Origin of the sequence: Secundilactobacillus yichangensis (assembly GCF_016861565.1) — a bacterium.
Taxonomy (GTDB): Bacteria; Bacillota; Bacilli; order Lactobacillales; family Lactobacillaceae; genus Secundilactobacillus; species Secundilactobacillus yichangensis.
Window position 1 is genome coordinate 201,670 of record NZ_BOLK01000001.1, and the last position, 12,798, is coordinate 214,467.

10 protein-coding genes and 1 other RNA gene are annotated in these 12,798 nt (G+C 44.4%); 2 read left to right on the plus strand and 9 right to left on the minus strand.

Annotated features, from left to right (window positions below; translation table 11 throughout):
- Positions 1-95: 95 nt before the first annotated feature.
- The 4 genes from JUE95_RS00920 to JUE95_RS00935 all read right to left on the minus strand — a co-directional run bounded on the left by JUE95_RS00920 (position 96) and on the right by JUE95_RS00935 (position 2,688).
- Positions 96-1,232: a THUMP domain-containing class I SAM-dependent RNA methyltransferase gene (locus tag JUE95_RS00920; protein ID WP_203648515.1), complete on the minus strand. Its 1,137-nt coding sequence runs from the start codon at positions 1,230-1,232 to the stop codon at positions 96-98.
- Between the two features lie 86 nt (positions 1,233-1,318).
- Positions 1,319-1,697: RNase P RNA component class B (gene rnpB / locus JUE95_RS00925), an RNA gene on the minus strand.
- A gap of 20 nt (positions 1,698-1,717) precedes the next feature.
- Positions 1,718-2,065, minus strand: a complete 348-nt coding sequence (gene gpsB / locus JUE95_RS00930) for a cell division regulator GpsB (protein WP_203648517.1) — start codon at positions 2,063-2,065, stop codon at positions 1,718-1,720.
- A gap of 53 nt (positions 2,066-2,118) precedes the next feature.
- Positions 2,119-2,688, minus strand: coding sequence for an SLOG family protein (locus tag JUE95_RS00935; RefSeq protein ID WP_203648519.1), 570 nt, complete (start codon positions 2,686-2,688; stop codon positions 2,119-2,121).
- Positions 2,689-2,875: 187 nt separating this feature from the next.
- On the opposite strand from JUE95_RS00935, the gene recU reads away from it, so the two are divergent.
- The gene (recU, locus tag JUE95_RS00940) at positions 2,876-3,481 is read left to right on the plus strand and encodes a Holliday junction resolvase RecU (RefSeq protein WP_268920897.1); all 606 of its coding nucleotides are present in this window, start codon (positions 2,876-2,878) and stop codon (positions 3,479-3,481) included.
- A 24-nt stretch (positions 3,482-3,505) separates the two neighbouring features.
- Complete coding sequence (locus JUE95_RS00945) at positions 3,506-5,830, plus strand: transglycosylase domain-containing protein (RefSeq protein ID WP_203648521.1); 2,325 nt, start codon at positions 3,506-3,508, stop codon at positions 5,828-5,830.
- 94 nt (positions 5,831-5,924) lie between these two features.
- On the opposite strand, the gene JUE95_RS00950 is transcribed toward JUE95_RS00945, so the two are convergent.
- From JUE95_RS00950 to JUE95_RS00970, 5 genes are all read right to left on the minus strand, one after another.
- Positions 5,925-6,650 carry a DnaD domain protein gene (locus JUE95_RS00950; RefSeq protein WP_203648522.1) on the minus strand — a complete coding sequence of 242 codons (726 nt, stop codon included), beginning with the start codon at positions 6,648-6,650 and terminating at the stop codon, positions 5,925-5,927.
- Positions 6,651-6,770: 120 nt separating this feature from the next.
- Entirely contained in the window at positions 6,771-8,066 is a 1,296-nt protein-coding gene (asnS, locus tag JUE95_RS00955; RefSeq protein ID WP_203648523.1) for an asparagine--tRNA ligase, read from the minus strand.
- Positions 8,067-8,087: 21 nt separating this feature from the next.
- Entirely contained in the window at positions 8,088-9,275 is a 1,188-nt protein-coding gene (locus JUE95_RS00960) for a pyridoxal phosphate-dependent aminotransferase (protein WP_203648524.1), read from the minus strand.
- A gap of 26 nt (positions 9,276-9,301) precedes the next feature.
- The gene (locus tag JUE95_RS00965) at positions 9,302-9,808 is read right to left on the minus strand and encodes a cell wall elongation regulator TseB-like domain-containing protein (protein ID WP_203648525.1); all 507 of its coding nucleotides are present in this window, start codon (positions 9,806-9,808) and stop codon (positions 9,302-9,304) included.
- 53 nt (positions 9,809-9,861) lie between these two features.
- Positions 9,862-12,690: a helicase C-terminal domain-containing protein gene (locus JUE95_RS00970; RefSeq protein ID WP_203648527.1), complete on the minus strand. Its 2,829-nt coding sequence runs from the start codon at positions 12,688-12,690 to the stop codon at positions 9,862-9,864.
- Positions 12,691-12,798 lie beyond the last annotated feature (108 nt).

Sequence of the window (12,798 nt, forward strand, 5' to 3'; positions counted from 1 at the left end):
AATACATCGTGATGGTTGAAATATTTTACAGGTAAAAAAACAGGGGTATGACCAATCACGAGATTAGTCATACCGCTTGTTTTTAGTGAAGCTTTTTATTTATGTGCCCGTCGTGCCCAATATTGGAAGTAATCCGTTCTTAACGCACCGTTATATAATTTACGGCGTTTAGTTGCTTTTTGACCATAGAACGTCTCAAACTCAAGGTCGGCTGTCAAAATATACTTGGACCAGGTGGTCAATGGATTGAACACTTGTCCCATTTGTTCGTAGAGGTTGCGAACGCTTTTTTGATCACCCATTCGCTTACCATATGGCGGGTTGACGATAATGACACCGTCTTCCTTGTCGGTTTTAAAATCTTTGACCGCGATCTGCTTAAAGGTAATATCATGCAAAACGTCAGCGCCGTTAGCATTCAGCTTAGCAATATCGATCATTGAACCGTCAATATCACAGCCCGTGATGTCAAATACATCGTCGTTTTGCTTGGCCCTGGCTTCTTCCTTAAGCTCATCTGAGATTTTTAGGTTATCAGGATGCCAGTTTTCACAGGAGAAATGCCGGTTGATTCCGGGTGCAATATTGCGGGCCATTAAGGCAGCTTCTATTGGTAATGTACCTGAACCGCACATTGGATCAACAAACGGCATATCAGTATGCCAGTTGGTCAGCATGATCAATGCAGCAGCGAAGTTTTCCTTTAATGGTGCCTCACCCTTTTCCTGACGGTAGCCCCGTTTGAACAAACTGTCACCAGTAGTGTCCAACGTTAAGGTTGCTTCATCTTTATTCAAGGCGATTTCTAATGAGAATAGTGCGCCTGTTTCTGGGAAGCGGGTTTTTCGGTGGTAAGCGCCAGCCATTTGATTAACAATTGCTTTTTTGGTAACGGCTTGGATATCAGGAACACTAAACAGTTTAGAATTTTTAGAACGACCATTCACAGGAAATTTGGCATCCATGGGCAGCCATTGATCCCAAGGCATCGCGGTAACCGTGTCGAAGATATCGTCAAAGGTAGTGGCCTTAAACGTGTTTAAAATAATTTTGATTCGATCTGCAGTTCGCAGCCAAATATTGGCCCGCAAAATATCGTGCATATCACCTTCGAAGTAGATTCGACCGTTGTCGACACGAACCTCATAACCAAGATCCCGTAATTCTTGACCTGCTAGTGCTTCCAAGCCGCTAGCGGTTGCTGCGTATAATTGAAATTTTTGTTCTGCCATGTTTTGCCTCTTTCTGTATGGTGAGTGGCCAGTTAAATGCATAAAAAAAGGTGAGAGTCACCTCTCACCAATCCTGAACTGTAAATCTCTGTAAGCCATGTTCCGTACTTTATTAGATGTCAGGGACAGTCTAATAAAGCGGTAATCATCTATCTCAAGAGTAAAAACTCTTCCCCCACATTTAGTTCATTTCCAGATGTGAAGCTCCCCTACCATAGTTTGGGTTGCCCGCTCGAGGGGTTTACCAACGTTCCACCGTACCCGTTTCCAGATACGTCATCGTCGCTGTGGCACTTTTCAGGGATATTAACGCATAGCCGAAACCTTAGCGCGTTTTCCCGCCGTAACTTCTTACGAAGTCCCCCGGCTTATTTTTTCACCGAGCACGAACACTACAAGCATCTCAGCTTGTGCGAGCATGGACTTTCCTCAGCCGACATAAGCCGACCGCGATTACCCGAGATTTACAAGTTACTATCAAATTGTTAAAGACGGTGAGATGCGTTAGCACCACTGTCTACTTGAGAACCGAAAACGTGACGTTCCAAGTTAGAGAGACGTTTCAAAATATCCATGTTAGTCACGTTAGTAGCTGGCTGACTTGGCTGTGCGGTTGCAGTGCCGCCAACGGATAATTGCTTCGTCAATTCATCAACTTTTGCACGCAGACGTTCGTTCTCGTCTTGGAGGTGCTGATTTTCCTTCGTAAATGTTTCATAGTCCTTGATCACATTATCTAAAAAGCTGTCAACATCAGCAGGATCATAGCCCCGCATCTTCTGACGAAACTCTTTTTGAAGGATGTCTTTTGGATTATAATTAATGGTTGCCATTTAAATACACCTCATCATTTATTCAACACCAACATTTAAGATGTTATCAAATTTTAGTTAGAATTGAAACCCTTATTTGAAATTTCTGCAAATTCATACGAAAATTCTTGCAATTGATCGAAATCAATCATCTGCAGAGGATAATCATGCTTATCCTGCCAATTAACAATTGCATTATAATCGTACCTCGATTTGCCTTCGTTGTCTACATCGTATACTAAAATTGCGCCGTCCGTATGGCTCAGCATGAATTCTTGGTAATTTCTTAACTGTTGCGGCGAGGAATAATCGTGATTGCTGACGCTGGCCTGAAAATCGACCTGTGATAATAAGGTAGCTAACTTTGCCTGATTATCCGGTTTCCATTTGCTGCCAAAATGAGTAAAAGGTGTCATCATAGCGACTTGCAGCTCTGGATAATCTTTTTTCAATTCTAAGCCAACCTGTGCTGCCCACTGTTCGATGCCCATTTGCCCGCCGGTAATCAACCAGGTTGTTCCATCATCAATAGCTTGAGTAATGATTTTCTTTAAAGCGTATTGCAAAACTAAAAATTTTGGTTCTTTTTCCGAGAAAACACCTAATTCATAGGCTCGATAACCGGTAATCCAAACCCGTTGCATTCTTATCCCTCCTTTTTGTGGTATCATTTCAACCATGAGTGTTGTGTGAAAACTAATTTCTTACATAATACTTAAGTTAATAGTTTCATATTCCAGTTTTTATTCACGAAGCAACTTGGTATAATAACCGTAACTGGGTATGCACTTTTTTTCAACATTTTACTATAGAAAAGAGATGATCCAGCCAGTGACAATCCATTATCCTAATGGGACACAATACCAGCCGCAGCCAGCTAACCGCTCGATGCACCATAAAGCTTCATTGGTCAAGCATGGTGGCCGCGGGATGACGTTAGAACAGGAAATAAACGAGAGCAATCAGTATTACCTTGCTCACGATATTGCAGTTATTCACAAAAAGCCGACTCCTATTCAAATCGTCAAGGTAGATTATCCCAAACGCAGTGCCGCGGTGATTCGGGAAGCCTATTTCCGACAAGCCTCTACCACTGATTATAACGGAATTTATCGTGGCCGGTATATCGATTTTGATGCAAAAGAAACTAAGGAAACCACCCGTTTCCCGCTGGATAACTTTCATCAGCATCAAGTAGAGCACATGCGTAGTTGTTTAAAACAAGGCGGAATTTGTTTTGGGCTGATCAAATTTGTTACTTTTGACCAACTATATCTATTGAAAGCAACTGATTTAATCAAATACTGGGATGCGCAGGAAAAAGCAGGTGGCCGAAAGTCGATTCCGCTAACTGCCTTTCAAAAACAAGCCATTCCGATCAAGTATTCGCTCAACCCCACCATCGCTTACCTTGATGCGGTTGATCAACTCATCTAACGCCTTAACCAAAGGAGTCTATTTATGTCAAGCAATCAATCTAATCCTCAGACGCGCTCGGAACTGCGAACGCAACGTGATCGCGGTCCCAAAGACCATCACACCCTATGGCGGATAATCAAGTGGGCAGTGGTACTATTTCTGGCTGCCATTTTATTAGGTGCGGTAGTGTTTTTCTATTATGCACAGGGCGCACCCAGTATTTCACAGTCTGCGCTGGAAAGCGATACCTCAACGAAGGTATACGATTCTAACAACGACGTGATTTCTCGATTAGGTGCACAGAACCGTGATTACGTGAAGTCAAAGAATATTCCTGTAACACTGAAGTCGGCTGTGGTTTCCATTGAAGACCGTCGCTTTTACAAGAATCATGGTGTAGATCCGATTCGAATTGTCAGCGCGGCATTTCACAACCTTACGGGTTCCTCACTGGGGCTTCAAGGTGGTAGTACTTTGACCCAGCAGCTGGTTAAACTGTCAGTTTTCTCAACCGCTAAGTCGGATCAAACCTTAAAGCGGAAATCACAGGAAGCCTGGTTAGCTATCAAGGTTGACCAAAAGTACAGTAAGCAGCAGATCCTTGAATTTTACATTAATAAGGTCTACATGGGTAACGGTGTTTACGGGATGCAGACAGCTGCTCATTATTACTACGGTAAATCGTTGTCGAAACTGAATTTGCAGGAATTGGCAATGTTAGCCGGTATGCCGCAAGGGCCGACCACCTATGATCCAATCCACCACCCGCAATACGCGAAATATCGTCGTGACCAAGTGCTGGATGCCATGGTTTCTAATAAGGAAATTACCCCTAATCAGGCGGCGGCTGCTAAAGCAACGAGTGTTCAAAGCGGTTTAGCTAAGACTCACCCGGTAAGTACAGTTAACTTAACCAATCAAAAATACATTGATTCGTACCTTAAAGAAGTTTATGCCGAGTTAAAGAGTGATGGCTATAACACCAACACAGACGGTTTGCGAGTTTACACCAACCTTAATATGTCAGCTCAAAAGCACCTTTACAGTATTGCTAACAGCAACAATTACGTGGCTTATCCAAGCAACAAGTTCCAGATGGGCGCCACGATGGTTGATCCGCATAACGGTCAAGTAGTCGCCATGCTGGGCGGCCGTAAAACCGGCAACGTTACCTTCGGCCTTAACCGAGCTGTTCAGACCGATCGTTCCAGTGGATCGACAGCTAAGCCAATTGCCGATTATGGTCCCGCAATTCAGTATTTGAAGTACCCAACCTATCAGCCAGTACAGGATACGCAGTACTACTATCCTGGTTCAAACCGAGAGCTAAACGACTTTGATAACCGTCATGAAGGCACCATCACCATGCGTAAAGCGCTGGTTGAATCACGGAACATTCCGGCGGTCAGAACTTTAGACGCCGTTGGTATCAACCGTGCCACCAACTTCTTAGGTAACCTTGGAATGACCTTTAAAGATAAATTAACGCTTCAAAACGGGATTGGACTGTACATTTCTACCGAACAGGAAGCTGCTGCATACGCTGCGTTCGCTAACGGTGGGACGTACTACAAACCGCATTTGCTCAATCGGGTGGTTACGGCCGATGGCAAGTCGCATTCCTACAATGTTAAAGGAACCCGTGCAATGTCACCAGCTACCGCCTTTATGATCACCGATATGTTAAAGGGAGTCATGACCAGTTCCAACGGTTCTGGTACGGCAGCCAACATTTCGGGACTGTATCAAGCTGGTAAAACTGGTACCACCGCCTACCCTGATGATTATGCTTCTTCTGTGCCGGGTGACGCGGCTATGGATTCCTGGTTTACTGGGTACACGAAGAATTACTCACTTTCTATTTGGACCGGTTATGATAAGCAATTCCAGCCTGGACATTATATTCCTGAAGCACAGACGAGAATCGCTCAAGAAATTTATCGTTCCGAGATGGGTTACGTTCAGCAAAATGCAAGCAACACTAACTGGACCGCCCCATCAGACGTTGTTGCTACCAAACGCAACGGCACCACTGAGTACTACGTTGCCGGTTATCCTGGTGATGCGTCAACGGCTACGAATGATGGTAATAGCAGCAGTACTAATACTAATGATTCGACTGGCAATAACCAAGCGAATACTAATACTACGCAACGGCCTTCTAGTTCAAGCGAACGCTCGAGTACCTCCACGGAACAGCGTCCTAGTGGCGGTAATGGTAACGGTGGCAACGGCAATGATAACGATAATGACACCCAAAATACCAACTCAGCCTCTAATGAAAGTAGTCAAAATAATAACACAAATAACAATGCCAACACTAATTCTGGGAGAGCCAACTCGCCTTCAACAAAAGCGAGTCAGTGATCACGACTTAGGATGTGCATAGCAAAAAGCCTGATATCAGTATTTTTACTGATATCAGGCTTTTTGTTACGTTCAATTCGGTGAAAAATAACACTTATTTCTTTGGTTTCTCGCCAATCTTGAAAATTGGAATATCAGGGAGATGATTTTGCTTCTTATTTCCCTTATTAGCTCTATTTGAACTTGTAGCCGTCTGAGACTGCTGACGGTGCTCTCGTTCCTGCTGAACCTGTTCAGGGGTTGTCAGGTGCTTTTTTTGCCAGTTAAGGAGGATTCGGTCCATATACTTCAAGTTATAAACTTGATTGAGGACCGCTTCTTTCAGTGCTAGCCGAATGACCCCTACTTGATAGTGGTCTTCATCTAGCCACTGGGAAATCATTTCTAGTTCGATGGGTGATAATGGGCGGCCAAATTCGGTTTCAATCTGGTTAAAAATCGTTTCACGGTCATTATTAACCTGACTTGTGACCGTTTCGGTCTGAGCCTTTTTGACGTACTGAGCTAGTTTTTCGTACAGTAAGGTAAAATCATACGAGTCCCGTGCTAGCTGGCCAGGTTGCTGGACAGTGTCGATCTGCATCAACCGTTTGCCAATCATTGTGTGCAGTTCCTGAAAAATCTGATTGTCAGTCAAACCAACTGCCTTAGCAATGGTTTCGGTTTGAGGAAAACTAATACCGCGATCATTATAACTTTTAATTTGCAGATAAATGAGGAATTCTGTATTACTCATCCCCAGCTCCCGGTAGTGTTCCAGAAGCAATGTCGCAATGGTGGTCTGACCTGATTTAATTAAGGCATTCGCAAATGCGTCCATATGATGCCCTCCAATCATGTGATGCGCTTCAAACGTGAAGAAACTCCCCCATCGCACCAATCGAGTTAGGCTCAGGAGAAGTTTCTGCTTTGGAAATAATTGTCAATCGTTGTTTGTTGTTTATGGGTAGATCCGGTTTAACAGACGTGGGAACGGAATTGCTTCCCGAACATGGTCTTCACCGGTAATCCAAGTGATGGCCCGTTCAAGTCCGAGACCAAACCCAGAGTGCGGTACGCTGCCGTACTTCCGTAAGTCTAAGTACCAACCGTATTCCTTAGGATCCAAACCGGATTTGATGATTTGGTTGTAAAGGTAATCGTAGTCGGTCGCTCTTTCGGAACCACCAATAATTTCACCGTAACCTTCTGGTGCTAATAAGTCAGCACAGATAACAACGTCTTTGCGCGTTGGGTGTTCCTTCATGTAGAAGGCCTTGATGGCTTTTGGATAATTCAGAACGAACACTGGCTGCTTGAATTGATCAGCTAAGAAGGTTTCTTCTGGTGAACCGAAGTCAACCCCCCAGTCCACGTCAAAACCGTTTTGCTTAAGCATTTCAACGGCTTCATCATAGCTGATTCGTGGGTAAGGCAGCTGGGTATATTGCTTTAATGTATCGATATCGCGACCCAGTGTTTCCAAAGCGTCCTTACAGTGATCGATGACATTTTGAACCAAGAAGGCAATGTAGTGTTCCTGAATCTCCAAACTTTGTTCTTGGTGCATGAAAGCCATTTCGGGTTCAATCATCCAAAATTCGATCAAGTGACGACGAGTTTTCGACTTTTCAGCCCGGAAAGTTGGTCCAAATGAAAAGACCTTATCAAAAGCCATTGCACCAGCTTCTTCGTATAACTGACCAGATTGTGATAAATAGGCATCACGGTCAAAGTATTCCGTATGGAACAAATCAGTCGTACCTTCAGGTGCGCTACCGGTTAGGATTGGTGCGTCAATTTTAACGAAGCCTTCCTTATTGAAAAATTCGTACGTTGCGCGAATCACTTCGTTACGAATGACCATCGTTGCGTGAGGACGTGATGAACGTAGCCAGAGATGGCGGTGATCCAACAAAAAGTCGATCCCGTGATCCTTTGGCGTGATCGGGTAGTCTTCACTTTCACCGATCACGTCAATGGTTTCCACAGCAATTTCGTAACCAAACTTAGAACGACTGTCCTCGTGAATCACACCGGTGATCCACATACTGGTTTCTTGCCGGAGTTCCTTTGCAAGCTCAAAGGTTTCTTCTGAAACGTTATTCTTTAACACAACGCCTTGGAAAAAGGCGGTTCCGTCCCGTAACTGCAGGAAGGAAATTTTCCCGCTAGAACGTTTGTTAGTTAGCCAAACACCAATTTTGACTTTTTCGTCAACGTGGTCTTTGGCGTTAATGATGTTAATCTGTTGCACAATGTAACCCCCAATGAATAATTAGTCTTTAAATTGTACCATGAAAGCCTTGATTCTAGCCATAGCCTTTTTCAGTGAATCTAAATCAGTCGCGTAACTAATACGTACGTGGTTCTGAACACCAAAGGCGGAGCCGTCTACTAAAGCGACGTGTGCTTCGGTTAATAACCGGCTCACCAATTCACCTGCAGTTGGGATACCGCTAATTTTTAATGCTTCACTGATATCTGGGAACAGGTAAAAGGCGCCCTGCGGTTTAACTTTTAGTGCAAATCCAGGAATATCATTTAACAGCGGATAAACGGTGTTAAGTCGGTCTTCAAACGCTTTACGCATCACCTCAACCTGGCTTTGATCACCGGTAAAAGCTTCTAAAAGTGCGTACTGACTGACAGCTGTCGGGTTACCAGTAGCGTGTGACAGGAATGCTGAGATCTTACTGATCAGCTGAGCATCCGCCACAACGTAACCCATTCGCCAGCCGGTCATAGAGTAGGTTTTACTTCCACCGGAAATAATAATGATTCGTGGGTCCAGTTCATCGGATAACTGGGCAATCGAGGTGAAATCAGCGCCGTTATAGACCAGCTGTCCGTAAATATCATCTGTAACAACCATAATGTTATGTTTTTGAGTCCAGTCATTCAATGCGGTCAATTCTGACTGGTCATAAATCACACCAGTTGGATTTTCAGGGCTGTTCAGCACAAAAGCCACTGTTTTATCGGTTAATTTAGCTTCTAAATCTGCCGGTGTTGCTTTGAAACTATCACCGACCGGCACTGATACGGGCACGCCGCCAGCCAGTTTGATCTGTTCAGAATAGCTGACCCAGTATGGTTCCGGCAGCAAAACTTCGTCACCAGGATCCAGAATCGCCTGGAACGTACTGTAAAGTGCCATTTTAGCACCAGTTGTAATGGCGACATTTTGAGCTGTCAGGCCTTGCAGCCCATAGTCTTCAACGGTTCGCTTAGCAACTGCTGTCCGTAATTGCGGAATGCCGGCAGCGGGTGTATAGAAACTGGCCTTACCCGCTTTAATAGCAGCAATAGCTGCATTTTCAATGTTCTTAGGCGTTTCAAAGTCCGGTTCACCAATTCCAAGGTTAATCACATCAATCCCGTCAGCAATCATCTGTTTCGCCTGAGCGGAAACTTTCATGGTAGCTGATGGCTGAAGCTGTTGTGCACGCTGAGAAATCTTCAATAGAATGGCCTCCTAGAGTAGAATAACTAGATATTTTCGATTGCTTGTAATACTTTGCCAGATTTAAAGCTTAGAGTTTCATAACATAGCTGACCCTTTTGATTCATATAGCTGACTACCCAGGCAGGATGGCCGTTAAACACGCTTAGAGCAGCTGAAATCACCTTTTTAGGGTTGTGTTTCGACCAGATCCGGCCGAGTGCCTGATCGCGGGTCATCCCGTTTGACTGCTGTAAAACCCTGACGTTGCCGCCCTTTTGGGGAACGATGATGTACACCGACTGATTTTGATTATTTTTACCGGCCACTGTGTAATAAGTCTGATTCAGATTGGTCCAGTAAAAGCCGTCAGTTGTTTTGAGACCGGCATATTTTTTGGCAATTTGTACTGATTGCGCTTTAGCTTTAGATACTGGAGAGGTTGCATGGTGAATTCCTCCAAAAATAATCAATAGCAAAACCACGACAATGCCGAGCACGGTCAGCCAAACGCGATTACTCAGATGCTGCCGGCTTGCATGTTCCCTTCTCATGTTCTTTAACACGCCTTCTTTCAGTTGTTACTGCCCATCATTATATCAAAATCTTAGCTGCCATGGCCGATACTTTTGTGATTTTTAAAGAATTTAGTCATATCGCTGAGTAATTGCGGGACGGTTCCCGTCATGGTGGGCAAACTGGTGGGTAAAGTTTTCAAAATGGTTTGCCCATAATGTCTGGTTACCAATCGACTGTCAAGCACAATGACGGCGCCATAATCCTGACGAGTGCGAATCAAACGGCCAATACCCTGCCGCAATCTCAACGTTGCTTTAGGCAAGGATAGGTTGTAGAACGGATTTTTACCCTTGGCCTTCATCCGTTCGTACTGAACCTTAGTCTCCAACTGATCGGGTGAGTCAAATGGCAAGCGTGCGATTATCAGCAGCTGCAGCTTATCCTGAGGCAGATCGATGCCTTCCCAGAAGCTGGCAGCACCTAATAACACGGCGTTATCTTCATCCATAAACCGTTTGATCAGTTTTTCCTTGGAACCAGAAATTCCTTGAGCCAGTATCAGACGTTCCTTGGGATGAATGGCACTTGTCAGTTTGCCGTAAACCGCTTCAATGGCGGCTAAGGAATTAAACAGGACCAGCGTTGGCCGGTTCACTTTAGACAGTGTCTTAATCAGCGTTTGCGAAACGTACTGGTTGTATTGATCTTCTTCTTTGATGTCTGGTGCGTCATTACTAATGTACATTTTTGCCTGAGTTTCGAAATTAAAATCGGATTTCAACCGGCGCATTTTAACTGCACTTCGATCCAAATCTAATTGATCGTACAGATACTGAGAGCGGTTAGATGAAAACAGCGTGGCACCCGTAAACATGGGTGCTTGAAAATGAGAGTAGATCTGCTGTGACAGAAAGCCTTCCACAGTCATCAGATTAGACGCTACCATAATATGCGTCAGATCGTTGCTGATGGTCAGCCAGTACAGATAACTGCCAGTGCCGGCCTCCTCGTGCTGCGGTGCCTGCCGAATTGCAGAAAGCGTTTGCCAAGCATCCGTTAGCGCATTGACAGCGTGACTAAAACGCATGAAAAGTTCTTCATCACTCTTTAGCCAGCGATTAGATTGCTGGTAAAACGAATCGGTAATCTTAGCCAGCTCATCTTGAAACTTGCCGACTAAAATATCTAATTGTTCAAACAGACCCTCACGCTGCTTGAGAAACCCAACCCAATCAGCTTCAGTAATGACAATCTCTTTGTACGGTTTAGTAAATTTACCGCCGAACTGCGGCTTAAAGTGATTAATCAGATAATCACTTAAAGCGTGTAATTGACGGCTAAATTCAATCAGCCAGCGGTAAAAGGTATTTAAGTCATCGTTCAACGTTAAGCCTTCAGTGGCAGCGGTTAATCCGTATTCGTTCTCGGGGTCTAACAGTTCCATTAACCGGCGGATAGTGGCTAACGATACCTGAAAGTCGAACTTCTGCCGCTGAGTTTTCAGGGCGTAGTCTGCTAAATGCTGTGCTTCATCCACCACTAAATAGGGCTGATGGAAGTCGTCGCCTAACAGGTCAGCGTGACGAATCAAAAAGGCGTGGTTAACAATAATAAACCGCGTGTATTTTAGGCGTTTGTAAAGCCGTCTTAGAAAGTCATCTTCGTAAAATGGATCGGTATCCGTTAAGTCTGCCATTCCGTGGTGATAGACACTATCGAGGTATGGCGGCTCGTTTTTAAAGTGCAGCTCATCTAAATCGCCGGTGGCGGTTTGTGTCAGCCAGACCAGTAATCTAAGTTTGATCAACTGTGTCTGCTTGGAGTGATCCGCTTGGCTCAAGGAAACTTTAAAGCGGGACAGATCTAGATAGTGTGCGTTGCCCTTCACCACTTCAGCGTGAGTTTCAAAAGGCAGCATTTTTTCCAGCAGCGGCATAGTTTGATTAACAAGTTGATTTTGCAGCAGAACCGTGTCCGTGGCAATGACCACCTGTTTATCGAATTTTTGGGCTAAATAAGCCATTGGCAATGCGTAGCCTAAGGTTTTTCCAGTACCAGTCGGTGCTTCAACAATTAGTGGCTGATTAGCCGTTTCGGTATCCGTATATTGGCGGTAAACCAAATTCATCATTTTCGCTTGGTCAGCACGCCATTCAAAGTGTTTCGGGAAGCGTTTTAACTTATTCTTTTTAGTGCGCGGATACGTGTATTCGCGGTCATCTGTAGCCGTCAAAACCGGTGTTTTTCGCAGTGCAATACCGTGAGAAACGTACAGGTAGTCTGGTAAGCTACGGGGATTCTTACGGACTTCTTCCAGTCCCCATTTGAATACCTCAGAGGTAGCCTGAGGCAAATCAGCGTCCTCTGCCACCATCTGCTGTAATGTGACGATTGGTAATTCCAACATCCGCTTAAAGAGCACGATCAGCAATTCACCCGTCACTAACGCATCATCGTTAGCAGTGTGCGGATGATCATGTTCAATGCTTAAATACGAAGTCAGATCGTGCAGCCGATAGCTGGGCACCGTGGGCAACAAAATCTGGCTTAAAGTCACCGTATCGATTGCTTGAATATCCAGCTTTGGATAACCTACCCGTTCTAGCTCAGCGTTAACAAACGGAAAGTCAAAATTAACATTATGTGCCACAAAAACCGTGTCAGACAGCAAGCTGTAAATAGTTCCAGCGACATCATCAAACAGGGGTGCCCGTTTGACTTGGGCTTCGGTAATCCCGGTTAATGCCTGAATGGATTGTGGAATTGAAGTTTGTGGATTAACGTCTGTATTGAAATGGTTAATAATTTTACCATTTTGTACCAGCACGCACCCAAATTGAATCATTCGGTTGCCTTCAGCAACGTTAGTACCGGTCGTTTCAATATCGACGACGGCATATATTGTATTTGCATCCATTAATTTCACCAAATTCTCTATTATCTTTCTCCGTTTATCATACTACACTTGGTTTACAGGGGGAAGCCGGCGTTTATATATGAAAGAGTTTTATTCATCTGCGGGTAT